The sequence below is a fragment of the Phyllobacterium sp. OV277 genome (genome assembly GCF_900104355.1).
GTDB lineage: Bacteria > Pseudomonadota > Alphaproteobacteria > Rhizobiales > Rhizobiaceae > Phyllobacterium.
The window spans coordinates 141,209-166,708 of the sequence record NZ_FNIY01000006.1 but is presented as its reverse complement, the minus strand read 5'-3'; the positions used below and the strand labels follow the sequence as shown (position 1 = coordinate 166,708).

General features: G+C 57.1%; 23 protein-coding genes. 6 read left to right on the top strand and 17 right to left on the bottom strand.

Going from position 1 to position 25,500, the window contains the following annotated elements:
• Position 1: 1 nt before the first annotated feature.
• Both BLU05_RS19360 and BLU05_RS19355 read right to left on the bottom strand, forming a co-directional pair.
• Complete coding sequence (locus BLU05_RS19360) at positions 2 to 853, bottom strand: MBL fold metallo-hydrolase (protein ID WP_091883666.1); 852 nt, start codon at positions 851 to 853, stop codon at positions 2 to 4.
• On the bottom strand, positions 853 to 2,043 hold the full coding sequence (locus BLU05_RS19355; protein ID WP_091883663.1) for an acyl-CoA dehydrogenase: 1,191 nt from the start codon (positions 2,041 to 2,043) through the stop codon (positions 853 to 855). The genes BLU05_RS19360 and BLU05_RS19355 overlap by 1 nt, the downstream gene beginning before the upstream one ends.
• A gap of 140 nt (positions 2,044 to 2,183) precedes the next feature.
• Between BLU05_RS19355 and mutL the strand changes: the two genes are divergently transcribed.
• From mutL to BLU05_RS19340, 3 genes are all read left to right on the top strand, one after another.
• The gene (mutL, locus tag BLU05_RS19350; RefSeq protein WP_091883739.1) at positions 2,184 to 4,043 is read left to right on the top strand and encodes a DNA mismatch repair endonuclease MutL; all 1,860 of its coding nucleotides are present in this window, start codon (positions 2,184 to 2,186) and stop codon (positions 4,041 to 4,043) included.
• 65 nt (positions 4,044 to 4,108) lie between these two features.
• A complete protein-coding gene (locus BLU05_RS19345; protein ID WP_175540671.1) occupies positions 4,109 to 4,345 on the top strand; it encodes a DUF2093 domain-containing protein in 237 nt (78 codons plus the stop codon).
• A 3-nt stretch (positions 4,346 to 4,348) separates the two neighbouring features.
• Complete coding sequence (locus tag BLU05_RS19340; protein ID WP_091883658.1) at positions 4,349 to 4,804, top strand: hypothetical protein; 456 nt, start codon at positions 4,349 to 4,351, stop codon at positions 4,802 to 4,804.
• Here BLU05_RS19340 and lpxK read toward each other — a convergent pair.
• From lpxK to BLU05_RS19310, 6 genes are read right to left on the bottom strand one after another with little or no spacing between them, the layout of a single operon-like run.
• Positions 4,799 to 5,830 (bottom strand): tetraacyldisaccharide 4'-kinase, encoded by a 1,032-nt coding sequence (gene lpxK, locus BLU05_RS19335; protein WP_091883655.1) that lies wholly within the window; start codon positions 5,828 to 5,830, stop codon positions 4,799 to 4,801. The genes BLU05_RS19340 and lpxK overlap by 6 nt on opposite strands.
• Positions 5,827 to 7,149 (bottom strand): lipid IV(A) 3-deoxy-D-manno-octulosonic acid transferase, encoded by a 1,323-nt coding sequence (gene waaA / locus BLU05_RS19330; protein ID WP_091883652.1) that lies wholly within the window; start codon positions 7,147 to 7,149, stop codon positions 5,827 to 5,829. Before waaA ends, lpxK begins: the two co-directional genes overlap by 4 nt.
• Entirely contained in the window at positions 7,146 to 7,919 is a 774-nt protein-coding gene (locus BLU05_RS19325) for a lysophospholipid acyltransferase family protein (protein ID WP_091883650.1), read from the bottom strand. The genes waaA and BLU05_RS19325 overlap by 4 nt, the downstream gene beginning before the upstream one ends.
• Before the next feature lie 29 nt (positions 7,920 to 7,948).
• Positions 7,949 to 8,197, bottom strand: coding sequence for a DUF4170 domain-containing protein (locus BLU05_RS19320; protein ID WP_091883647.1), 249 nt, complete (start codon positions 8,195 to 8,197; stop codon positions 7,949 to 7,951).
• A 41-nt stretch (positions 8,198 to 8,238) separates the two neighbouring features.
• Positions 8,239 to 9,048 (bottom strand): 3'(2'),5'-bisphosphate nucleotidase CysQ, encoded by an 810-nt coding sequence (locus BLU05_RS19315; protein ID WP_091883645.1) that lies wholly within the window; start codon positions 9,046 to 9,048, stop codon positions 8,239 to 8,241.
• Positions 9,035 to 10,378 (bottom strand): TldD/PmbA family protein, encoded by a 1,344-nt coding sequence (locus BLU05_RS19310; protein WP_091883738.1) that lies wholly within the window; start codon positions 10,376 to 10,378, stop codon positions 9,035 to 9,037. Before BLU05_RS19310 ends, BLU05_RS19315 begins: the two co-directional genes overlap by 14 nt.
• Before the next feature lie 143 nt (positions 10,379 to 10,521).
• Here BLU05_RS19310 and BLU05_RS19305 point away from each other — a divergent pair, with 143 nt between their 5' ends.
• Together BLU05_RS19305 and BLU05_RS26290 are read left to right on the top strand one after the other, a co-directional pair.
• Positions 10,522 to 12,342, top strand: coding sequence for a monovalent cation:proton antiporter-2 (CPA2) family protein (locus tag BLU05_RS19305; RefSeq protein WP_091883642.1), 1,821 nt, complete (start codon positions 10,522 to 10,524; stop codon positions 12,340 to 12,342).
• A gap of 116 nt (positions 12,343 to 12,458) precedes the next feature.
• Entirely contained in the window at positions 12,459 to 12,632 is a 174-nt protein-coding gene (locus BLU05_RS26290; RefSeq protein WP_175540670.1) for a hypothetical protein, read from the top strand.
• Between the two features lie 21 nt (positions 12,633 to 12,653).
• Here the strand turns inward: BLU05_RS26290 and BLU05_RS19300 are convergent, their stop codons facing one another.
• From BLU05_RS19300 to BLU05_RS19280, 5 genes are all read right to left on the bottom strand, one after another.
• A complete protein-coding gene (locus BLU05_RS19300) occupies positions 12,654 to 13,556 on the bottom strand; it encodes a patatin-like phospholipase family protein (RefSeq protein ID WP_091883640.1) in 903 nt (300 codons plus the stop codon).
• Between the two features lie 13 nt (positions 13,557 to 13,569).
• The gene (locus tag BLU05_RS19295) at positions 13,570 to 14,889 is read right to left on the bottom strand and encodes a M16 family metallopeptidase (protein WP_091883637.1); all 1,320 of its coding nucleotides are present in this window, start codon (positions 14,887 to 14,889) and stop codon (positions 13,570 to 13,572) included.
• Positions 14,886 to 16,259, bottom strand: coding sequence for a M16 family metallopeptidase (locus tag BLU05_RS19290; RefSeq protein WP_244518435.1), 1,374 nt, complete (start codon positions 16,257 to 16,259; stop codon positions 14,886 to 14,888). Before BLU05_RS19290 ends, BLU05_RS19295 begins: the two co-directional genes overlap by 4 nt.
• Before the next feature lie 131 nt (positions 16,260 to 16,390).
• A complete protein-coding gene (gene rsmD, locus BLU05_RS19285; protein WP_091883736.1) occupies positions 16,391 to 16,948 on the bottom strand; it encodes a 16S rRNA (guanine(966)-N(2))-methyltransferase RsmD in 558 nt (185 codons plus the stop codon).
• 11 nt (positions 16,949 to 16,959) lie between these two features.
• Positions 16,960 to 18,843, bottom strand: coding sequence for a pseudouridine synthase (locus tag BLU05_RS19280; RefSeq protein ID WP_091883569.1), 1,884 nt, complete (start codon positions 18,841 to 18,843; stop codon positions 16,960 to 16,962).
• Between the two features lie 108 nt (positions 18,844 to 18,951).
• Here BLU05_RS19280 and BLU05_RS19275 point away from each other — a divergent pair, with 108 nt between their 5' ends.
• The gene (locus tag BLU05_RS19275; protein WP_091883566.1) at positions 18,952 to 19,383 is read left to right on the top strand and encodes a nucleoside deaminase; all 432 of its coding nucleotides are present in this window, start codon (positions 18,952 to 18,954) and stop codon (positions 19,381 to 19,383) included.
• Here BLU05_RS19275 and BLU05_RS19270 read toward each other — a convergent pair.
• From BLU05_RS19270 to BLU05_RS19255, 4 genes are all read right to left on the bottom strand, one after another.
• Positions 19,380 to 20,366, bottom strand: coding sequence for an Lnb N-terminal periplasmic domain-containing protein (locus BLU05_RS19270; protein ID WP_091883565.1), 987 nt, complete (start codon positions 20,364 to 20,366; stop codon positions 19,380 to 19,382). The genes BLU05_RS19275 and BLU05_RS19270 overlap by 4 nt on opposite strands.
• Positions 20,367 to 20,498: 132 nt before the next feature.
• Positions 20,499 to 21,167 carry a hypothetical protein gene (locus BLU05_RS19265; protein WP_091883562.1) on the bottom strand — a complete coding sequence of 223 codons (669 nt, stop codon included), beginning with the start codon at positions 21,165 to 21,167 and terminating at the stop codon, positions 20,499 to 20,501.
• A gap of 191 nt (positions 21,168 to 21,358) precedes the next feature.
• A complete protein-coding gene (gene ileS / locus BLU05_RS19260; RefSeq protein ID WP_091883560.1) occupies positions 21,359 to 24,277 on the bottom strand; it encodes an isoleucine--tRNA ligase in 2,919 nt (972 codons plus the stop codon).
• Between the two features lie 282 nt (positions 24,278 to 24,559).
• The gene (locus BLU05_RS19255; protein ID WP_091883557.1) at positions 24,560 to 25,408 is read right to left on the bottom strand and encodes a MipA/OmpV family protein; all 849 of its coding nucleotides are present in this window, start codon (positions 25,406 to 25,408) and stop codon (positions 24,560 to 24,562) included.
• Positions 25,409 to 25,500: the final 92 nt, after the last annotated feature.

The following is a 25,500-nucleotide window of genomic DNA, read 5'->3' as shown; positions in this document are numbered from 1 at the left end:
CCTAAAGCGGGATGACCAGACCGTCGCGGCCGATGGTCAAGCGGCCATCCCACTTGCCGCTCAATGCCTTTATCCAGTCGGCCTCGCCAAATTGCGGGTCGTCGGCTGGAATGAGGTGATGCAGGGCAAGGTGCTTGACCCCAGCGGCATTGGCAATACGGGCGGCGTCCTCGATCAATGTATGGCTGGCGAGAAGGTGTTCTTTCAGCCGTGCGCCGTTGCCTGTTCGGGCGACGAGACGGTCCACACCATCTGATAACATCGCCTCATGCACGAGAATATCAGCGCCTTGCGCAAAATCAGCGAGTGGCGGAAAATAGCTGGTATCGGCAGAGAACACGATGGACTTGCCAGCAGCTTCGATCTTCAGGGCAAAACAATCGACGACTGGCGGGTGATCGACCCGTAAGGCGGTGATCACCAAATCCGTATCCCTATGCACGATGCCATCCGCATAAATCTTCAACTCGACAAGATCGCGCAGATCGGGCCGCCCCTCATCATCAATGCGCAGGTCGATGTCGTAACGCATGGATTGCAGGAAACCGGACCAGTAATCATCGATCCCGGCGGGGCCATAAACCGTGACTTTGCGGGAAAGACCTGATGTCCATGCCGTATGCAGCAACGGACCAAATTCCAGCACATGGTCGGAATGCAGATGGGTGATCAGAATCAGATCCAGATCCTTCAGCGACACATCCGCATTGACCAGAGCGCGGGTAACACCAAGTCCGCAATCAACAACAATCCGCCGACCTGATATTTCCAGCAGTGAGGACGTCGGCGACGGGCCGCCCTGACGTATCGCCGGGCCACCCTTGGTTCCAAGCAGGACGAGCCTGTCAGCCATCAGAAGAAAGCTTGGATGCCGGTTTGCGCACGGCCAAGAATGAGCGCATGCACGTCATGCGTGCCCTCATAGGTGTTGACCGTTTCAAGGTTCTGCGAATGACGCATCACATGGTAGCCGATCTGGATGCCATTGCCGCCATGCATGTCGCGGGCAACGCGGGCAATATCCAATGCCTTGCCGCAATTGTTGCGCTTGACCAGACTGATCATCTCCGGCGCCATGCGGCCTTCATCCATCAGACGGCCAACGCGCAGGCTTGCCTGCAAGCCGAGCGTGATTTCCGTCTGCATGTCAGCGAATTTCTTCTGGAACAGCTGTGTTGCCGCCAGTGGCTTGCCGAACTGCTTGCGGTCGAGACCATATTGCACAGTGCGCTGCCAGCAATCTTCAGCCGCACCGAGCACGCCCCAGGAAATGCCGTAACGAGCGCGATTGAGGCAGCCGAACGGCCCCTTGAGGCCGGAAACATTGGGCAGGAGATGTTCTTCACCCACCACAACACTATCCATCACCACTTCGCCGGTGATCGAGGCACGCAGTGAAAGCTTACCGCCAATCTTCGGTGCGGAGAGACCCTTCATGCCCTTTTCGAGGACGAAACCGCGAATCTGGCCGTCATGGGCATCGGATTTGGCCCAGATAACGAAGACATCGGCGATGGGCGAGTTGGAAATCCACATTTTCGCGCCTGAAATCCGGTAGCCATCGGCAACCTTTTCGGCACGCGTCTTCATACCGGCTGGATCAGAACCCGCATCGGGTTCGGTCAGACCAAAGCAGCCGATCCACTCGCCCGAAGCCAGTTTCGGCAGATATTTCTTGCGTTGTTCTTCCGAGCCATAGGCATAGATCGGATACATGACCAGCGAGGACTGCACGCTCATCATCGAGCGGTAGCCGCTGTCCACACGTTCAACTTCGCGCGCCACCAGACCGTAGGCTACGTAGGACGCACCGGCGGTGCCATATTCTTCCGGCAGTGTAACACCGAGAAGTCCAGCCTCGCCCATCAGCTTAAACAGCGACGGATCGGTTTTTTCTTCCAGATAGGCTTCCTCGATGCGCGGTGCCAGCTCTCCCTGCGCGAAAGCCCGCGCGCTGTCACGGATCATCCGCTCGTCTTCGGTCAACTGATCTTCCAGCAGAAACGGGTCCGTCCAGACAAAGGAAGCTTTGGAATTGGCCATGTAATTTCCTCCATGATGCTTTTCACAGACCTAGCACCAAATTTGCATCGATGACCAGATAGTTTCGGCTTAAAATATATTCCGGTGCGCTTTGGCAGCGAACAATTTCCGTCACCGGCCGAATCCCCTATATGTATGACATGGCCATCAAACAGCTTACCGAAACCATCATCAACCAGATCGCAGCGGGCGAAGTCATCGAACGCCCCGCCAGCGTGGTGAAAGAGCTTGTCGAAAACGCCATTGATGCGGGTGCGACACGTATTGAAGTGGTGACGGCAGGTGGCGGCAAGAACCTGATCCGCATCACCGATAATGGTTCGGGCATCCCTTCGGACGAACTGACATTGGCAGTCTCGCGCCATTGCACGTCGAAACTGACCGATGATGTGCATGATATCCGGGCGCTGGGTTTTCGCGGTGAAGCCCTGCCTTCGATTGGCTCCGTATCGCGGCTTTCGGTCAAATCCCGCACGGCACGGGCCGATTCAGGTTTCGAGATCAGCGTACATGGCGGCCATATGGATGGGCCGCGTCCGACCGGTATGAATGCGGGCACCATCGCCGAAGTGCGCGACCTGTTTTTTGCCACGCCCGCGCGTCTCAAGTTCATGAAGACGGACCGGGCGGAAGCATCCGCCATCAGCGATATCGTCAAGCGGGTGGCCATCGCCTTTCCGCATATCCGCTTTTCGCTTGCAGGAAGTGACCGGACACTGCTTGAACTGGCTGCAACAGGCGTAGGCTCGGCTGGCATGCTGGACCGGATTTCGCAGGTTCTCGGCAAGGAGTTTCCTGAAAATGCCATTGCCATCGATGCGGAACGCGATGGTGTGCGCCTATCAGGGTTTGCCGGAATACCCGCCTTCAACCGCGCCAACAGCCTGCACCAGTTTGCCTATGTCAACGGACGCCCGGTGCGTGACAAGCAGATATGGGGTGCCATTCGCGGCGCCTATGCGGATGTGATTTCGCGTGACCGGCACCCGGTTGTGGTGCTGTTTCTCAATCTCGATCCGGCGCTTGTCGACGTCAACGTGCATCCGGCCAAGGCGGATGTGCGGTTCCGTGACCCCGGTCTCGTGCGCGGCCTGATCGTCGGTGCGATCCGTCAGGCGCTGGGGCAATCGGGCATTCGCGCGGCAACCAGCGGGGCGGAAGCCATGCTGCAATCCTTTCGGCTCGGCGGTGCTGAGCCACTGTATCAGGCTCCACAGCCGCAACGCTGGCCGGGTTCTCCCTCGGTCAACCAGAATTATACAACACAGCAATCAGCGTTTCGACCATTTGAACCGGAACAGACCGCGCCCTATGCGGGCAATGGCTTTTCTGAAGCGATAGGCAGCTTCCTGCGGGAAGCGGATGTGCTGGCAACCGACACGCGCGCAAGCACGGCAGACGTGCCGCAAGCCCTGCTGGCTTCGCCGCTCGGCGCGGCGCGGGCGCAAATCCATGCCAATTATATCGTCTCGCAAACCGAGGACAGCCTGATCATTGTCGATCAGCATGCGGCGCATGAACGGCTTGTCTATGAAGCGTTGAAAACAGCGCTGCACTCTAGGCCCCTGCCCGCGCAAATGCTGCTCATTCCTGAAATTGTCGATCTGCCCGAGGAAGATGTGGAGCGGCTTGTGGCCCATGCGGAAACCCTCGCACGCTTCGGCCTTGGGGTGGAATCCTTCGGTCCCGGCGCGGTTGCCGTGCGGGAAACACCGTCCATGCTGGGCGAAATCGATGTGCAGCAACTCATCCGCGACCTCAGCGACGAGATTGCCGAACATGATACATCGGATGGCCTGAAAGCCATCCTCGACCATGTCGCCGCCACCATGGCCTGCCATGGTTCCGTGCGCTCAGGCCGGCGTTTGAAGCCCGACGAAATGAACGCGCTCCTGCGCCAGATGGAAGATACGCCGGGTTCGGGCACCTGCAATCATGGACGCCCGACCTATATCGAATTGAAGCTCACCGATATCGAGCGACTGTTCGGGCGACGGTGAAGTCTTGACCCGCAGGGCATCTGCCGCCTAAATGAACAGAGATATGAACTGGAAAACACCGGATAATGAACAGGTTTGAAGGCCCCGGCTCGCGCGAAGCCAAAATACGCTACCTCGATGGAGACTTTCAGGTCCTGTCGCCGGGCTCCTACGTACTTTGCGCCGTGACGTCGGAAAAGATTCCGCTTGATGAGTTGAAGTACTGGAGCGTTGCCCGGCAGGAAGCCTATGCCGATGCGACCATTTCGCTTGAGCGCGAGCTTGAGATGAACCCATCCCTGCGGCAACGCAGCAAAGCCTGATTGATGCTCAATCGCCGATCTGCACTTTTCGCACTGGTTGCCACCGCTCTGCTTACAAGTGGCTGCACCACGATGGGTGCCAAGAAGGAACCCGCCTATAGCGGCCCTACCAAAACGATCAAAGGCTATCTGCGCGGCTCGCCTTTTGCACGGTTAACGCCAAGCCAGGTCGTCTACATCACCGCCTATGATGCAACGAATGGCAATTCCAAGCCGATGCCTGTCATTGGCGAAACCAGCTTTACGCTTGGCCGCAGCGGCTATTTTCCCATTGCCTATGAGATCGAAATTCCAGCTTCAAAGTCAGCGCCAAAAGTAGCCCTGTCGGTACAACTCGGCTTGCCGGGCCGTATCCTGTTTTCCAACGACCGGCTGTATAGTCAGACGACCGGGCACAACATGGATATCCCCATGCGCGAAGCGCCGCCAAGACTGCGCAACTTCCGCCACGGCCTATGAGCGGCGAATAATCCGCAGGCGCGCACGCTCCCGCGTTTCACCGATGATGCGGGCCGCTGTTTGCGGATGGGCAAAGACCAATTCCACATCAAGCACCTGCGTTCGCGCAGCAAATGCCCTTGCGGCTTCACTGCCGTCGAGCAGGCGGACATGATCCTTCGCCGTCGTGATCAATGTCAGTCCTTCAGCATCGGCTATTTTGATCAAATCGGTTATTTCTTCATCCGTATAGGGATGATGATCGGGAAATGCCCTTGTCTGGACGACATTGCCGCCAGCCTCTTCCAATGTCCGGAAGAATTTCGATGGGTCGCCAATACCGGCAAAAGCGAGCAACGGTTGCCCCATGACGGAAAGCACCGCCTTGGGTTGAAGCGTGGCCTCGTATACCGGTTTGGCCGCACGGGCAGCATTGCGCACGAGCCCATCGGCACCGCTGGCTGAGCCAATCTTGAGCACGGCATCGGTGCGCACCAACTGATCCGTCAGGGGTGCCCGTAGCGGGCCGCCGGGAATGACGTGACCATTGCCGATACCGCGCCCAGCATCAACGACCATCAGCGCATAGTCAAAATGCAACCGCGCGCTCTGAAACCCGTCATCCATGATGATGAAATCGCATCCCGCAGCCTGCAATGCTTTTGCACCGGCAAAGCGGTCAGCGCACACGACCACCGGCGCGTGACGGGCCAGCAGCATGGGTTCATCGCCCACATGACGGGCACTGTCATGATCAGGATCGACCCGGTGTAGTCCCGAAAAAGCACCGCCATAGCCGCGCGAGACAATGCCGGGATTGAGCCCAACTGAACGTGCAGCCTGTGCAAAGGCAATGGAAGTCGGTGTTTTGCCCGCCCCGCCGACGGTGAAATTGCCGATGCAAAGCACCGGCACGGGAACGGCAGGGGGAACGGCGCGGCGAATGCGCCGCCCGGCAATCATGCCGTAAATCTTTGACAGAGGACTTAAGGCCCGCGCGCGCCAATCCGGCTTTTCCCACCAGAATGGAGGCGCTTCGCTGGTCATTTCCAACCACCTTCACGGGCACTCAGACGTGCCTTCAACACCAATGGTTGAATAAACGGTTCGAGCGCATTCATGGTGAGATCAAGAGAGCCGCGCATGTCTTCGACAGTTTTTACGCCAGCATCAATCATGATCTGACGATCAGCCGGATTGTTGAAGAGATAGTTCACCGCTCCAGCCAGCATATCCTTGTCGCGAATAAGCTTTGCCGCGCCATTCTTGATCAAGCGCTGGTAGGAATCACGAAAATTCTGCACATTGCGCCCGGACAGGATCGCTGTCTTCAGCATCGCCGGTTCAAGCGGGTTCTGCCCACCCTGTGCCAGCAGCGACCGCCCGACAAACGCAATTTCTGTCAATCTGAGATAAAGACCCATCTCGCCGATCGTATCACCAAGATAAATGTCGGTATCCGGCGTGATGATATCGCCGCGACTGCGCAATGCCACCTTCATGCCAAGCTTTTCGATTTCCTCAGCGATAGCAGGCGCACGATCCGGATGGCGCGGCACAATGATGGTCAGAAGATCACGGTGCCTGACCTTGAGCATATGATGAACCTGCGCAACAACCTCTTCCTCACCTTGGTGGGTAGAGATGGCGGCCCATGTCTTGCGATTGCCGACCTGCCGCTGCAAAATCTCAAGTTCGGACTGCACAACAGGCGGCACTGCCGTATCCACTTTCAGATTGCCCGATACCGTGACCGGGCGTGCGCCGAGGGCACGGAACCGTTCGCCATCAATGTCGGACTGCGCAACCACATGCGCAAGATTTTCGAACAGGGCTTCAGCGACGGATGATCTTTTCTGCCAGGAGGCAAAGGATTTATCTGACAGGCGGCCATTGACCAGAACCTGCGGCACACGCCGCAATCCAAGTTCGAGAATGGTCATGGGCCAGATTTCGGATTCGCAAATCACGGCAAGGTCCGGCTGCCAGTGACTGAGGAAACGATCTACCGCCGGTTTCAGATCAAGCGGCACATATTGATGGATAACGCGGTCACCCAGACGTTCCTGCACCATCTTGGCCGATGTAACCGTGCCTGTGGTCAGAACAACATTGATGCCCATATCGACAATGGTTTCGACCAATGGAGTGACGGCGGATGTTTCCCCTACACTTGCCGCGTGAACCCACACCAGCGGCCCTGTCGGCCGCGCAACACTGGCGACGCCATAGCGCTCACCCTGCCGTCCGCGCTCTTCCTTGCCCTTGCTGGCACGGAAGGCGACATAGGCGCCAACCACCGGAAATGCCATCGCACCCACCCAGCGGTAGCTGCTCAGGATGAAGCGTGCCCAACGCTCGCTCACGCCTGACCATCCACAAGCGCTTGCACCCGAGCTGTGTTGGCGTTCAGGCTCGCGGTCAACTCGACACGCTTGGTTTCAAGCATTGCATCATCGGCATCCTCGGGGACAAAGATCGGGTCGCCGACAATCAACCCTGACTTACCGAATGGCAAGGGAATCGTTGTCTTATCCCAGCTCTTCTCCAGAATTTTCCTGCGTGACGTCATATAGCAGATTGGAATGATCGGGCGGCCAGACAGTTTGGCAAGAAGTATGACACCGAGACCGGAGTCTCGCGGTGTTCCATGGGGAATATCAGCAATCATCGCCGCAGTCTTACCGTCCTTCAATGCCTTTTTCAGGGCGAGCAAAGCTCTAACGCCGCCCTTTTCAATACTTTTTGTCGGCTCCCTGCCGCCGGAGCCGCGAATAATCTCGACGCCGAACCGCTCTGCCACGCGGGCATTCAGTTCCGCATCCTTGCTCTTGGAGAACATGGCGACAAAGCGCACACCGCGCGGCATCAGAAACGGTGCCATCAGGTGCTGGCCATGCCAGGCAACGGCGATGAAAGGCTCACCGCCGCGCTTCATGTCTTCCAGATCGGATGAGCCGGGCAGGCGCGGATTGGTGTTGTTGACGAGCCGGAAAAACTGCGTGATCAGCCAGACAATCATCGAGCGGACAAAGCGCGATTTCGCCAGAGGCCCGCGCACCGAGCGCCAAAACCGTTTCAGCACCCCGTTCTTCTTGCGGGGTACCTTGGCGGTTGCTGTGCTGTTATCCATCATGCCGCTGTCAATGCGTGACCGGAGACCGGTCAGCTTGCCTTGCCTGTATCAGGGTCAAGCAGCTTGTGCATATGGACGATGAAATAGCGCATATGCGCATTGTCGACGGTCTGCTGAGCCTTGGACTTCCAGGCGCGCTGCGCCGTTTCGAAGTTCGGATAAATGCCGACAACATCCAGCTTTTCCAGATCGCGGAATTCAACACCGCCGAGCTTCTTCAGCTCGCCGCCAAAAACCAGGTGAAGCAGTTGTTTCGATTCTGCTGTATTTTCGCTCATGGTCGCCCATCCGTTCAAGTTATCGATAATTTTTAGCCTGTTTAACCGAAGGCGGTTTCGGCGACAACGTCCAACATGTTGTCCATGAGCAATCCGCTGGCCGCGACGAGCGCGCCATGGCGGTAATCGCCCCTCTCGTGGTTACGAAGGCCATAGATGAGTGGCTCGCCATCGGCCGAAAGGACACGACCACCAGCCTCAGCCAAAATCAGGTCCGCAGCGGCCAAATCCCAGTCATGCGAGTTTGGTCGCACAAATGTGCCTGCTATATCGCCGCGCGCCACCATGGCGATGCGATAGGCGAGCGAGGCGATATAGGGAGCGGCCTCCATCGACTGCTGAAAATGTTCCGGCAGTTTCTTCAGGAAAGGTCCGGGACCAGCGACTTTGAACGGCACGCCACTGGTGCTGACGTGAATGGAGGTTCCATTTTGCTCGGCACCCTGTCCCGGCAGTGCTGTGATCGTCTGATTGCGGGCCGGGCATTCGAGCACACCGGCAACGGGCCTGCCATCCTCGATAACAGCAACGCTGACGCACCAGACATCCGAACCTTCAATAAAGGCGCGCGTGCCGTCAATGGGATCAACAACGAAAAAGCGCCGGCGCGACGCCGCTGCACGGTCATCAAGGGTTTCTTCGGAAATCCAGCCATAATCAGGCCGGGCTGTCAGAAGCATGTCTTTCAGATATTTGTCCGCGGCAAGGTCAGCCTCGCTCACCGGCGAATTGCCGGTTTTCATCCAGACCTGCGGGTCCTGCCGGAAATAGGACAGGGCAATGCGCCCGGCGCCTTCGGCTGCTTCCCTGATCAGGGCAAGATCATCACGGTTTTGTTCACTTGCCGGCAAGAGTCATGCCTTCGATTACGAGTGTTGGACTGGCAACGCCAAAATTACGGTCAATATCATTTGCTGCCACCAGACTGAGGAACATATCCTTCAGATTGGAGGCAATCGTAACTTCACTGACCGGATAGGCAAGTTCACCGTTTTCGATCCAGTAACCGGATGCGCCACGGCTATACTGTCCCGTGATCATATCGACGCCCTGACCGAAAAGCTCCGTGACATAGAAGCCCGTTCCAACAGCGCGGATCAGCGCTTCGGGCGTCTGCTCGCCCGGTTCAATGGCAAAATTGGTGGATGATGGAACCACGCCAGTGCCGGAGCGAACGCCGCGCCCATTGGTGCTGAGCCCCAATTCCTTGCCCGTCGATGTGGACAGGAACCAGTGCTTCAACACGCCGTTTTCGACCATGGTCAGCGCCTGACCCTCGATCCCCTCGCCATCGAATGGGCGCGAGGAAGACCCGCGAATACGCAGCGGATCATCGGTGACATTGATACTGTCAGCGAGGATCTTCTCGTTCATGCGATCTTTGAGAAAGCTCGTCTTGCGCGCAACGGAAGAACCGTTGATGGCGCTGGACAGATGGGACGCAATACCACGCGCCACGCGAGGATCGTACACAACATTGACGAGGCCTGTTTTGGCCTGCCGTGCGCCAAGGCGTTTCACCGCACGCGCTGCGGCGGAACGGCCAATGGCAGCCGGGTCCTCAAGCGCATCAAAATGCTGGCGTGAGGAAAAATCATAATCGCGTTCCATTCCCGTACCCGTACCAGCAATAGCACTGACCGAACGGGAAAACCGCGATCCCATGTAATGGCCGACGAAGCCACCCGAGGTGACGAGAACCATGCCGCCAAGACCGGCGGAGGCGGATGCGCCACCGGAATTGGTAACGCCTTCAACCGCAAGAGCCGCCTCTTCAGCCGCAAGGGCATCCTGTGTCAGACGCGCAGCTTCGACAACGGTGGGATCAAACAGATCAAGATCGCGAATGGTGCGCACCAGATTATCAGGGTCGGCTAGACCTTCAAAGGCATCATCAGGCGAGACCTTCGCCATGGCGACGGCGCGCTCAGCCAGAATTTTTGGATCGGAACCGGCGGTTGCCGATATGCTTGCCACTTTCCTGCCAACAAAAACGCGTAAGGAAAAATCGTCACTTTCCGAAGATTCGGTCGCCTCGACCTTGCCAAGCCTGACGCTGACGCCCGTGGACCGCGAACGCACGACAACCGCATCGGCGGCGTCTGCTCCGGCTTTGCGTGCGGCTTCGACAAGCGCAGCAGCGTTGTCAACGAATTCGCGGGAATTGGCCGGCTCGATCATATTCATCCCTAGAGTTGATTGCATGATAGGATGCAAGGACATATCTGACCAATAATCAGATGATGCACTGCCTCCTATATGGTGCAAATTTGGGTCTATCAAGGCAAACACGCGTAACATTCGCAACAGACTGGGTCAGGCTCATGCTTTCACAAAGCGGCAATCTCTATTTTCAGGCTCTGGCTCTGCTGGCTGGAGCAATCATTGCCGCCCCATTGTTCAAGCGGTTGGGCCTTGGAACAGTGCTGGGATATCTGGCGGCGGGCCTTTTGATCGGACCGCTGGCCAATCTGATCACCGATGGCGAACAGGTCCTGCATTTCTCCGAGCTGGGCGTGGTTTTCCTGCTGTTTGTCATCGGACTTGAACTGAAGCCGACGCGCCTTTGGAACATGCGCCATGCGATTTTTGGCCTTGGCGCGGCGCAGGTTATCGTTTCGGGTGCCGTACTGACCGGGCTCATTCTGGCCTTCCATCTCATGAGCTGGCAGGCAGCATTGGTTATCGGCTTCGGTCTTGCCCTGTCATCAACAGCCTTTGCCATGCAGATATTGGAAGAGCGCGGCGAAACCAATATGCCACATGGTCAGACATCCTTTGCCATTTTGCTGTTTCAGGATCTCGCCATCGTTCCTTTGCTGGCAATGATTCCCGTACTGGCGCCGGGCTCCGCCCAACACGAAGCTGATCCTCTTGGCAAGTTCCTGATCGCTATCATCTGTATCGGCGCTATCGTTGCGGTGGGTCGCTATCTGCTCAATCCGCTGTTTCGCTTTATCGCCAACACCGGCGCGCGCGAGGTGATGATTGCTGCCGCCTTGTTCGTGGTGCTCGGCGCTGCACTGCTGATGCAGTTTGCCGGGCTTTCCATGGCTATGGGCGCTTTCATTGCCGGGGTGCTGCTGGCTGAATCGTCCTATCGGCACGAACTGGAAGCGGATATCGAGCCATTTCGCGGTATCTTTCTCGGCCTGTTCTTCATGGCGGTCGGGCTGTCGATTGATCTCAAGGTTATCCTTGCCGACTGGCAAATGATCCTTCTTGCTGTTCCCGTGTTCATGGCCGTCAAGGCTTTGGTGGTCTATGTGCTCGCGCGGCTTTTCCGTTGTAATCACAATGATGCGATCCGCATTGCATTCTTCCTGCCGCAGGGTGGTGAGTTCGGTTTCGTGCTGTTCACGACAGCCGCAGCGGCCGGATTGCTAAGCTCATCAACAGCTTCCGAGATGATCGCAGTTGTCACGCTGTCCATGGCAGTCATGCCGCTATCCGTCGCGCTCGGTAATCGCTTTCTCGTTGACCCAAATGCGGAAGAACAGATTGACGAGGATTTTGATGGTGCCGCCGGAGCCGATGTCCTGATGATCGGCTTTTCGCGCTACGGCCAGATCGCGGCGCAAATCCTTCTGGCTGGTGGTACGAGCGTTACCCTGATTGATGCCTCCGCCGATCGCATCCGCGCCGCCTCGAAATTCGGTTTTCGCATTTACTTCGGTGATGGCACCCGCAAGGAAGTGCTGGAGGCGGCCGGTATCCGGCAAGCGAAGATTGTCGCCGTCTGTACGCACAAGCGGGAGATCACGGACAAGATTGTCGATCTGATCCAGTCGGAATATCCTGATATCAAGCTGTTTGTGCGCTCCTATGATCGCGGCCACACGTTGAAACTCAGAGCCAAGGGCGTGCAGTACGAATTGCGTGAAACTTTCGAGTCGGGCCTGCTTTTTGGCCGACGCACGCTGGAAGAACTCGGAACGAGCGAAGACGTGGCCTATGAGATCATGGAAGACATCCGCAGCCGCGATGAAGACCGGCTGCACATTCAGGCGTCGGAAGGGCTGATGGCAGGCAATGACCTGCTGCTGACGCGGCCAGTGACGCCGGAACCGCTGATCAAGCCAACGCGTGAATCCAAGCGTATTGATACGGAAGAGATGCTTCCAGACCCGGAACCCGCAGAATAAGTCGACGCTGGCAAGGCACTGATGCAGCTGCGCTCGGATAAGTAGGCATACGGATTCTGATGTCGCACCGCCTCAGATACAAGAGATGAATTCGCATTCAGACAGGCGCGTTCATCATGATGACCTTTGTAATCGCTGCTGCCGGTGGATTAGCATCCTTTGTCTATCGCGTATGGCACGCACCGAAAGTTAAGCATTTTGCCGTGGCGCTGCTGTGGTACTGCATGGCACTTTCAGGAGCAGCTTTCTGCTACTTCATTTATCTCAACATAGTACCGATGTTTTTCTGATCCGAAGGCAGATCGCTGCCGTTATTCCTGCTCGGCATGTTCCGTATAGGTGATGGCGGCATCAACAGCGCGCTTCAGCTCGTCCTTGATACCGATTGATTCGTTCAACACCTGTTCCACCCGCAGGAAATCCAGAACCCCGAAACGGGCAACGCTCGGCCGCAGGAAGATGGCAGGCGGATCGGTGCGCAGCCGCGTCGCGATGATAGATTGCATCATCAACTGGCTTGCCCCGAACATCGCGTCAATCGATGACGGGAATTTACGCCCATCGCCTTCCGGCCCACCAACCACATCAATGCCGATGACGAATTTCGCCTTGTCCTTGAGATGATCGAACGGCACCGGATTGTAGATGCCGCCATCAATCAGCACACGGTCATCCCGGCGCACCGGTCTAAACAATGCAGGGATGGCAGCGGAGGCGGCAATGGCGTTGAAAAGATCGCCCTCGTTAATCGGGATTTCGCGCTGGCCGTAAAAGTCGGTTGCCGTGACACTGAGCGGTATGGGCAATTCCTCGAATGTCTCTGGTATCTGTTCCGGCAGAAAGGTCTTGAGAACCTTTTCGATGTTGAACTGACTGAAGCGGATGCCTCCACCGAACATTTCGCCGAATGTCGCCGGGCGCAGACGCCAAAGGCGCGCCGCTATTTCGGCACGCCGTGACAGGGTGGCAATGGCATATTCGCGGATGTCCCGCCCGGTCATGCCGGCAGCCATACCCGCACCCATGATCGCGCCAATAGAAGACCCTGAAATGGCCACCGGCTTGATGCCAAGCTCGTCCAATGCCTCGATGACATTAATATGCGCCAATCCCCTCGCCCCGCCGCCGCCAAAAGCGATGGCGAAGCTCGGCGAACTGCTGACAACACTGGTGCCAGCAGAACCGGATATACTTTCGAGATCACGCGCAATCATGGCATATCCTCAATCAGGACTGGGGCGGACCAACAATCAGAATTGCCGGTTCGGTTTCGAGCAATTTCTTTGCCGCAGCCTTTACCTGATCCAACGTCACAGCATTGATCAGGTCTGCCCGCTTGTCGATATAGTCCCGGCCAAGATGTTCATCCTGAAGCCCAATAAGTGTGCTGGCAACGGCGGATGATGAATCCAGATTATTGATGGCGTAAGAGCCAACAAGATATTTCTTGGCTTCGACCAGTTCATCCTCAGTCGGGCCATCCTTGGCCATGCGGGCAACTTCATCCTTGATAATTTGCAAGGTTTCGCCTGAACGATCAGAACGGGTTGCCGTCGAAATCGTCAGCGCTGCCATATGATCGCGGCTGACGAGAGCCGAACCGGCGGAATAGGCAAGGCCGCGCTTTTCGCGAACCTCGTTGTAAATACGTGAGGAGAAACTGCCGCCGCCCAGAATATGATTCATGACAAAGGCCGGGAAGAAATCGGCATCCTGACGACGCACGCCCGGATAAACCATGGAAATTGATGTCTGCGGCAAGGGGTAGTCGACACGGGTCGTCTTGCCCAACGCAAGATTGGCATCCTTGACCGGCTCGAGCTGCGCCTTCTCGGGCAGATCGCCAAAAACCTTGTCGAGCAAAGGAGCCAGCTGTTCGGGACTGATTGAACCGACAACGCCGACGATCAACTTGTCACGGGCAAAGACGTGGCTGTGATAGCCGACGAGATCATCACGGGTAATGGATGCCAGACTGGCTTCGGTGCCCTGCGACTGGCGACCATAGGGATGATCGCCATAGAGCGCTTCGGCAAATTTGCGTCCGGCGATGGTGTTTGGATCGCGTTCCGACGCCTTGATATTGGCAACAAGCTGCTGGCGAATACGATCAATCGGTGCCTGATCGAAACGCGGTTTGTTCACCGCAAGCGCCAGAAGATCAACCGCCTCATCGCGCTTATCGGCGAGCATACGCATAGCGCCAGAGATACGGTCGTCATCAGCACTGAAACCCATTTCAGCGCCAACATTGTCGAGCTTTTCCTGAAACGCGTCTGAATCGAAATCACCAGCGCCCTCGTCAAAGAGCCCGGTCATCAGATTGGCAAGGCCTTCCTTGCCTTTGGGGTCCTGCGCCGAACCGCCCTCGAAGGAAAACCGCAGGGCGATCAGCGGAACAAAGTCATCCTGCACCAGCCACGCACGAATGCCCTTGGGTGAGACCACTTCCTTGATCTCCACCGCATAAACAGGGGCGGCAGCAAAGATGACAAAAAGCAATGCAGCAGCGATCCTGCCGAAAACGGGTGTCAACATTCTGGTCATTGGATGACTCCCTCAGTTTGCGGCTGAACAGGTGCAGCTTCACCTGTTGACGGAATTTTCTCGTCGGGCTTGCCGTCCTCCGGCATCAGGTAACTGGTGACAGAACGGGCATCGACAAGATAGCGTTTGGCCACATCCTTGATGTCCTGAACTTTTACCGCCTGAATACGATCCGGCCATTCCTGAATGTCCTTGATCGTCTGGCCTGTTGAAAGCGTCGAGCCGTAAATACGCGCCATTCCGGCCTGACTGTCACGGGCGAAGATAACGCTTTTCAAAAAGCGGTTACGCGCCTGTTCCAATTCGTCTTCTGTCACGCCGTCCTTGATGATACGGGCGATCTGCGCATCAACACCTGCCTCGACCTGCTGCAGCGAGGCCGAACCACGCGGCGCGCCATAGACAGAGAACGTGCCGTCATCCAGCGATCCACCCTGATAATAGACGCCAGCGCTGGCGGCGAGCCCATCCTTCACAACAAGTGCCTGATAGACGCGGCTGCGCGTCGAACCACCAAGAATTTCACTTAAGAGATCAAGCGCTTCGGCTTCGCCCGGCTTGGCATTGTTATAGGACGGTACGAGCCATAATTTCTGGAAGCTTGGCTGCGATACGCGCGGATCGGCCAGCGATACAGTACGCTTGGTGTTTTGCTCCGGTTCCTGCGGCCTTATGCGTTTACCGGGTTCCGAGCGGCGTGGCACCTTGCCATAGGTCTTTTCAGCCAGCGCTTTCACGGTGTCGGCATCAACGTCACCCGAAACGACGAGCGTCGCATTGTTGGGCGTGTAGAATTTCTCATAGAATGCCAAACCATCCTTGAGGTTGAGCTGCTCCATCTCATGCAACCAGCCGATGACCGGGAACCGGTAAGGATGGTTCTGGTAAAGCGTTGCATTCACTTCTTCAGACAAAAGCGCCGCCGGATTGGTATCGACGCGTGAACGGCGCTCTTCCAGAACAACGTCGCGCTCTGTCTTCACCACATCATCGTTGAGGATGAGGTTTTCCATGCGGTCCGCCTCATAGGTCATGACCATTTCGAGCGCCTGCGGCGACACCTGCTGGAAGAAGGCGGTATAATCATAGGAAGTGAAGGCGTTTTCCTGACCGCCGATCTCGGCAACCTTGCGGGAAAATTCGCCTGCCGGATAGGTCTTGGTCGCCTTGAACATCAGATGTTCGAAGAAATGCGCAATGCCTGACTTGCCGGGGTCTTCATCCGCTGAACCTACATGGTACCACAGCATATGGGTGACAACGGGTGCGCGATGATCGGGGATCACCACAACCTCAAGTCCATTTTCCAGATGGAAGGACGAGACACCGGCGCTATCGGCTTTCTGAACCTCTGCCGTCAGCTGCGCCATGGTCTGGGCATGTGTGGGAAGAATGAAACCGGCAGTCGACAAGGTTCCGGCCAAAACGAATGCCGCAACGGTGCGGCCTATTACTTGCGACATCAATCTTCCTTCGCAATCCTGTTCAACAATGCAGCGGTTTAGCCGCTCAACGTGACAAATCGTATGATTGTTCCGCCGTAGTGACGTTCTTCCACCACCGCGAATCGCGGATCAAGATTGATCACGGCTTCGGCCTCTTCTTCAAGCACGAGAAGTGTGTCGGGATTGAGCCAACCGCCTTCAAGTGCGGATTTGAAGGCAAGTTCTCCAAGACCTTTGCCATAGGGCGGGTCGGCGAAGACGAGATCAAACGGCTCGATTGTCCCGGCTTCTCCAAGTTTGGCTGCGTCGCGGCGGAAAATCTTGGTGTTGCCAAGCAGGCCGAAGGCTTCGACATTGGTGCGGATCAGACCGCGCCCCTCGGTCGACTCCTCAATGAACACACCATAGCGCGCACCGCGCGATATGGCTTCAAGCCCCAAAGCGCCTGTCCCAGCAAAAAGATCAAGCACGCGGGTCGCTTCGAACTTTTCCGGATAATTGTGCACCAGAATGTTGAAAAGGCTTTCCCGCGTCCGATCCGTGGTTGGCCGGATGGCATTGGTGTTTGGCGTTGCCAATGCCCGCCCGCGAAATTTGCCGCCGACAATCCGCATCAAATCCACGCCTATGGCTTAGGCTTGCGTGGGGGACGACCTGCACCGCCGCCAGAACCACCACTGCGCGGACCCTTCGGGCCACCTGATGGAGCACCGCGAGGCGCCGCACCTTTTGGACCGCCATAGGGTCGATCGCCGGAACGGCCCTCCGACCTACCCGGACCACCGCTCGTGCCATAAGGGCGATCGGAACGCGCCGGGCGATCAGACTGGAATGACGGCTTGCCGCCACCGGCTTCGCGTTCCTTCAACTCGGCGCGCTCACGCTTGCCGACCCGTGGAGGACGGGGTGGACGCGGGCCATCACGCGACCCTTCTGGACGATCCGAACCAAAAGAACGCTTTGGACGCTCGGCTCTGTCATCATCGCCGCGTGGTGGACGCGGGGAATAGCTGCGCGGCTTGTCGCCGCCTGCGTAGGCAGCAGCGGGACGTTCACGCTGCGGACGGTCGCCCGCAGAACGCGAAGAACCTTCCTCGAAACGCTTTGGCCGTTCGGTGCGGGGAGCATCGGAATTCCTGCGCTCACCGCGTGGTTCACCAGTTTTGGCCTTGGGCTTGCCGACTGGACGTGCACCGGGCGCCATCCAGACATTGGCAGAGCGGGCACGCGGCGGTAGCGGCTCCTCAGCCTTTGCACCTTTGCCTCTCGGCGCTGAAGCATCACGCGGTTTGCGGTCATCGGCGCGCGGCTTGCGATCATCCGCACGCGGCGCACGGGCCGGACGCTCGTCACGGCCACCACGGGCATCGCGAGAAGCGCCGGGGCGTTCGCTGCGGTCCGTTGTCAGACGCGACAGGGATTCTTCGCGCTTCTCGTCCTTGGACTTGCGCGGGCCACGGCTTTTGGCAACCGGTGCGCTTGAAATCCACTCCGAGGAGCGGCGCGCCGGGCGATCGGCAGCAGGCTGCTGTACAACCGCCTCACCCTTTACCGCATCATTGGAAAAGACATTGATGATCGGCGCTTCAAAATCAGCACCGGATTCTTCGATCAGGCGCTCGCCGAGCTGGTCGCGCAATGTGCGGCCGTTCATTTCCCGCACTGAACCTTCAGGCAGATCGCTCAACTGGAACGGGCCGTAGGAAATGCGGATCAGGCGATTGACTGAAAGGCCAAGCGCGCCAAGCACATTCTTGACTTCGCGGTTCTTGCCTTCCCGCAGACCCATCATGATCCAGACATTGGAGCCCTGCTCGCGTTCCAGCGTCGCTTCGATTGCGCCGTAGAACACGCCTTCAACGGCAATGCCGTCTTTCAGCGTATCGAGCTTTTCCTGCGTCACGCTGCCATGGGCGCGGACACGGTAACGGCGCAGCCAGCCAGTGGATGGAAGTTCAAGCGCACGCGACAGGCCGCCATCATTGGTCAGCAGCAAAAGGCCTTCCGTGTTGATATCGAGACGTCCGACGGACAGAACGCGCGGCATATCCTTCGGCAGCGATTCAAAAACAGTCTGACGGCCTTCCGGGTCGCGATTGGTCGTCACCAGACCCGCAGGCTTGTGATAGAGCCACAGACGGGTGCGTTCTTTCTGCGGCAATGGCTTGCCATCAACTTCAATGCGATCTTCACGCTTGACGTTGATCGCCGGGCTGGCAAGCACCTTGCCATTGACCGAGATACGCCCTGCGGCGATCATCGTTTCGGCTTCGCGGCGCGAGGCTATGCCTGCGCGGGCAAGGCGCTTGGCGATACGCTCGCTGTCATCAACTGGCGCTTCCTCAAAAGATGATTTGCGCGGACCGCGCGTCGCGGGATCCCGCGCACCATCATCATATTTGCGCGGGGCCGGACGGCCACCACGGCCGCCATCGGCGCCCTTCTTGTCGAAGCTGCGCTTTTCAAAGGGACGTTTACCGCCCTTTCCGTCATCATTTGAACTGGTCATGGAATGTTTGCCTTTCAGCGGGGCTAACTACCAGCTATGACGGCAGCTTGCGAGTAAATTCTGGACAATGAGTGCAGCGTGAACCAAAAAACTGATCCTATGGGACCTATGGACCTTGCATTGGCCGAGGCTAGAGCCGCGGCAAAGCGTGGTGAAGTGCCCGTTGGCGCTGTTCTGGTCAAGGACGGCAAGGTGCTTGCGCAGGCAGGAAATCGCACGCGCGAGCTTAATGATCCTACGGCTCATGCCGAGGTTCTTGTCATCCGGGCTGCTTGCGCAATGCTCGATGATGAACGGCTGACAGGCTGCGATCTTTATGTGACGCTTGAACCCTGCACCATGTGCGCTGCGGCGATGTCCTTCGCCCGCATCCGGCGTTTGTATTATGGCGCGCAGGATATGAAGGGCGGCGGCGTGGAAAATGGCGCACGATTTTTCGCGCAACCAACCTGTCATCATGCGCCGGAGGTCTATTCCGGCTTCCAGGAACAGGAAGCCGAGATCATCCTCAAGGAATTCTTCCGCGCCAGACGGCTTTAGTTGTCAGCGCGTATTCTCGCAGAAAAGTCTTCAGCCTTGTCGGCGTCCATCGCGCGCTGGTTGATTGATGCGGCCTGAATGACCTGTTCAAGCGGCTTGCTTCGGTCTATCGCGCCAAGATCATACAAATAACCGGGTAGATATCCCGATAGAATGACGCGGTAGTCAATCGGGAGACCGGGTGTAATGGCCCGGATCATATCGAAAATCACCGTCGTGCAATTAGCCGTTATTGTGTTGTAAAACTGTGCTTCTTTCGACAGGCGGTTTCCCGTATCCAGATAGGACAGAAACAGCGCCTGACGCATTTCCGGTGTCATGTTGATCCGGTAGCGATAAACGTCTTCCTTACGGATATTGGTGCGTACGCGGATAATGTCACGCTCATCGGCGGCGATCATCGCCAGCTCAAACTCCTTGAAGAAGCCGCCCACTTCGGAAAACTGCTCGTGACGCTCTTTCCGGATTTCGGCGGAGAACACGACGTGCTCGCCATCGGTAAAACCAAAGCTCACCAGCGTATGGGCAATGGCCGGGCTCGACCAATAGGATAAAAACACATCCACCGAGTCGAGTTTCTCCAAATCGTAAGAGCGGACTTCCCAGCGCGGGGTGTAATCCGTTGCGCTGCGCCATTCAAAATTGCGGATATTGGCCAGAGTGACATGATTGCCGCTAAGTGTGCCTGTCACAGTCTGCGCCACGTCATCGGCCCAGATGCGATTGAGCGATGGCGTGATTGTGCTCCACCAGAACAGCAGGGCAGCCATAACCGGTATAAACACAACCAAAGCACGGCGGACGCGTCCGGTCACTTCAAGCCAGAGGACGACAAGGCCGATAATGACCCAGACGGCAACCAGACCGGCGACACCGGGAAGGCCGAATGGCAGTTGATACCAGAGAGCAAGCCCGCCCCACACAAAGGCAAAGACTGTCAGGAGAATGAGAACAATCAACGCGGGAATACGTAAAAGGCGCAAGATCGATGATCCTCAACTGACAGAGACAAAGCGATATTCCCGGTACATCAAGGCAAAGGCAAGACGCTTTACATCACCGAAAAAAGAAAGGCTCCCTGAAGGAGCCTTTCGAGTGTCGCAAAATATTCCGGATCAATTCCAGGGGATGAGGTTCTTGAAGCTGAAGCCCTTGTCCTTGCGGGCAGCGGCCTTGCGATCGCGTTCCTTCTTGGCTTCATCTTCACCCAGCTCATCGGTAGCTGCAGTTCCTGCCGGTGCGCGATACTCCAGCGGCGGCTCGCTCAGATAGCGACGGGTTTTCGGTGAACCGGCGGTGGAGGCAAGACGGCGCGCACGGAATTCAGCAGATTGCGTCTTGGCCGACACGCCTGATGGCGGCGGGTTCCTGTCGTTGAAGAAACCATGTTCACCCGTATCAACCGATTTGGCGGCAGGCACATCATTTTCGATCTGCGGGACATAATTGGGGTTGTTCTGGTTGGCGGTCGCCTCATCACGCAAGCGCTTGCGGCGCGCTTCCGGCGATTCCGGCCAGTTGGCACTATTGGCTGCCATGGCGTTGTCCTGCGGCGCAGGCAATTGGCCCGGCTTGCCAGCGACAGGGCGAACCAGATCAGGGCGCGGATTGTAGGCAATTGAATCTTTCTTCTTGGGCCCGAACGAAGCGATATTGGAAACGTCGTCCAACAACTGGCTACCAGCTGTCTTGTTCGTCCCATAGGTTGGCGACGAAGCACATCCGGCCAACGTCAACGACGCAAGCATTGCACCAAGAACTGTAATACGTCCGTTCAAATCCATACTCGCCACTTTCGCCCCAAGCTCATATTGCCGACTCAGCCGATTCAATAGGCCTGATCCATGCCCTGCCTGTTAAATCAGGCAACTCAATGGCAAGCCTTTTACATGAGGCCCGTCCCAATAAGCAAGCCGATGCAAGCTTTTGTTAAGCAAAATGCGGATCATCCAGAGAATGATCCGCCTTTATACACCTAAATGGCGAGTTTGCCGAGTTTTGCCAATTCATGCAAAGCGGCCGCATCGCGGGCTGAAACGTCAGGATAGGCCGGATCCGAGCCAACATCATGGGTATAACGCCATGAACGGGCGCATTTTGTGCCCGACGCACGCTCGGAAACAACAGCCACGCCTTTTACGTCGTCGGCAACAAAGGACCCGGCAGGAGCCGCCGCACCCTTGATCGTGATGGCACTGGTGATGCAGATCTCGGCCATATCCAGATCTGAAACGGCGGCAAGCAATTCCGGATCGGTGACATAAACCACCGGCGCGGCCTCCAGCGACGAACCGATGCGCTTGTCGGCACGCTCCAGTTCCAGTGCACCGGTGACAGCACGGCGAACTTCCCGCACCTTGCGCCACTTTTCAGCCAAGGCGTCGTTCTTCCACTCGGCAGGCGTTTCACGGAACTGCTCAAGATGCACGGACTTTGCCGCTGGATATTGATCCATCCACGCTTCTTCGGTCGTGAATGGCAACATCGGCGCAAGCCATGTCACGAGACGGTCGAAGAGATGACGCACGACCTGCAGTGAAGCGCGGCGCTTCACACTTGAAGGCGCATCGCAATAGAGCGCATCCTTGCGGATATCGAAGTAGAACGCCGACAATTCGACATTCATGAAATCGATCAGCGAGCGGGTGATGCGCTTGAATTCAAACGCATCATAGCTTGAGCGGACCAGTTCATCGAGTTCAGCGAGGCGATGCAGCATCAGCTTTTCAAGTTCAGGCATGTCCGCATAGGCAATCTCATCACCGGCATCATGGGCCAGAGTGCCAAGCATCCAGCGGATGGTGTTGCGCAATTTGCGGTAGGAATCGATGTTCGTCTGGATGATATTCTTGCCGAGACGCTGATCTTCCCAATAATCCGTGGTCATGACCCAGAGACGCAGGATATCGGCACCTGAGTCCTTGATCACATCCTGCGGCGTCACGGTATTTCCGAGCGACTTCGACATTTTGCGCCCCTCCTCGTCCATGGTGAAACCATGGGTGACAAGGGTGTTGTAAGGTGCACGGCCACGCGTGCCACAGCTTTCCAGGAGCGACGAATGGAACCAGCCGCGATGCTGGTCGGAGCCCTCAAGGTAAACGTCGGCAGGCCATTTCAGATCAGGACGATCTTCCAGTGTGAAAACATGGGTCGAACCTGAATCGAACCACACATCGAGAATGTCGCGAACCTGCACCCAAGGCTCGTTCGCCTTCTCACCAAGGAAACGCTCACGCGCGCCTTCGGCAAACCATGCATCGGCACCTTCCCGCTCGAAAGCCTCAAGAATGCGGGCATTGACTGCATCGTCTTTCAGAACATTACCGTTCTCATCGGCAAAGACGCAGATCGGCACGCCCCATGCGCGCTGACGTGACAGCACCCAGTCAGGGCGGTCTTCGATCATGGCGCGCAAACGGTTCTGACCACCGGCGGGCACAAAACGTGTCTCGTCGATGGCAGCGAGGGCACGGGAGCGCAATGTGGTCAGATCACCGAGGTCCTTGTCCATATAGACAAACCATTGCGGCGTATTGCGGAAGATCACCGGCTTTTTGGAACGCCATGAATGCGGATAGCTGTGCTTCAACCGGCCACGGGCAAACAGGGCACCGCGCGCGATAAGCTCGTCAATGACGACCTTGTTGGCATCGCCCTTCTTGCCGTTATCATCGATGACACGCGCAGCCCCGCCTTCACGGTCAGGACCAAGCCCCGGCGCGTCCTTGGTGTAGAACCCGGCATCATCGACGGTGAACGGGATTGCCGCAGAAATTCCGCGCGCTTCCAGTTCGCGGGCGGCATCGGTCCATGCATCGAAATCCTCGCGGCCATGGCCGGGAGCTGTATGAACGAAGCCCGTACCAGCATCATCAGTGACGTGATCGCCTGCGACCATTGGAACCACAAATTCATAACCTCCGCCCAATCCTTTGAAGGGATGCGCCAGCGTCATTGCAGCAAATTCGTCAGCGGCAACCGTTCTGATCCGCTTGAAGGTCAGCTTGGCTTTAACAGCAGATTCTTCGGCAAGCGCGTCGGCGAAGATAAGCTTTTCGCCGGGGCGTGGCCCGAAGTCGTTCTCAGCGGTTTCAACTTCATAGAGACCGTAAGCGATACGTGGCGAGTAGCTGACCGCACGATTGCCGGGGATAGTCCATGGCGTCGTCGTCCAGATAACCACATGTGCGGATTTGAGATCATCCGCACCGGTGGAGACCTGGAATTTCACCCAGATCGTGTCGCTCTCATAGTCCTGATATTCAACCTCGGCTTCGGCCAGCGCCGTACGCTCGACAACCGACCACATAACCGGCTTCGAACCGCGATAAAGCTGGCCCGACATGGCGAATTTCAGCAATTCGCCAGCGATACGGCTTTCGGCGTGAAAGGCCATCGTCGTGTAGGGATTGTCGAAATCACCCTCAATACCCAAGCGCTTGAACTCGGCGGACTGGATCTTGATCCAGTTGGTGGCGAACTCGCGGCATTCCTTGCGGAATTCGTTGATCGGCACCTCGTCCTTGTCCTTGCCCTTGGCGCGGTACTGTTCCTCGATCTTCCATTCGATCGGCAGACCGTGGCAATCCCAGCCCGGCACATAATTGGAATTGAACCCACGCATCTGGAACGAGCGGGTGATGACATCCTTGAGGATCTTGTTCAGCGCATGGCCGATATGGATGTTACCATTGGCATAGGGTGGGCCGTCATGCAGGACGTAGAGCGGACGATCCTTCGCGTCCTCCCGCAGCTTCCTGTAGAGGTCCATGTCGCCCCAGCGCTTGACAAATTCCGGTTCTTTGGCGGGCAGGCCCGCACGCATCGGAAAGTCGGTCTGCGGCAAATAAAGTGTCTTCGAATAGTCGAGTGGCTTGGGCGTGTCGGTCATTTTTCCAGCTTGTGAACAGGCCCGCGCGTGATCGCAGCAGGCTAGGATGTGACGAAAATCAAAAAAGAGCGCAATGGCGCATCCGGAAAACCCGGACCTTCCGCACCCGCAAGCCTAGGCTTCAGGCAAACCGGAAGGCCGGGCCAGTAATTCGTGGTGTCTGAAGTGGTATGGAGCGCGCAAGCGTCCAGGAAACAGTTTTCATGAGCGCGCTTTTAGCAATCACTGCTTCCAGAATAAAGGGGCTGACGCAATAAACTTCGCGTCAGCGCCATATTGGCATCAAAGGCCGAAATCGAAACGGTAGGTTGCCTGAAGCCCGAAGGTGGCCTGATTGGCTGAACCGCGCTCCTTGACGATGCTGGAATCCGATGCCGGGCCCATCAGGCGGCTATATTCCGCATAGGCACTGGTTTCGATCTTTTCAGTGGTTTTCCACGTGATCTGACCGCCAACGCCAAGCGATTTCAAACCACCGCCGCTGGGCTTGTAGCTGGACAGGCCGGATGCGGCGGCTTCTGTCGGATTTACCCCGTAATACTGCTGAAAGTAATCTTTCGAGGCGAGCGTGGCGCGGGGACCGGCGGAAACGCGGACCGTCGGCGTCAGATCCGTGAAGGCATCGATAGCAAAGTCAGCAACGACACCATCATGCGAACCGATACCCCGGCGTACTTCAACGCGGCCACGAATATTGTCAGTTGGGTAGAATTCGGCAAAGCCACCGAGTTCAACACCCCAGTCGACATCATGCACACCTTTGAGGTGAGCATCGCCACTGTCACGTCCGGTGAGCAGCTTGCCGGTGATACCGGTGCGGAAAACACCGGTATCGATGAGGCCGATCGATGCGTTGTCATTCAAAGAGCTGAAACGTGCGGCAGGTCCGGCGCGTCCAAGAGAAATAACCGGCGCAGCCCGCAGAAGATAATCCTTCGCACCTTCATAACGCGGAGCGATGAACCCTTTTGCGCCGAGTGTCAGATACCAGTCACCGGACCACCAATGCTGGCGCGGGGCCGCAGCGGTCTGTGTCTGCTGTCCGTCCGAATAATATTCATCGGCAGAACCTGGGGCGACACCGGCAAGAACAAGGGCGCCCGAAAGAGCAGCGATGAAACGAATATGCATGAAGTCACTCCAACAATTTCGCCTGGGAGGGCGGCAGATTTGAAATTGACGCTACCCAAAGATAGATAAAATTGGATTTATTCTTATGGTAA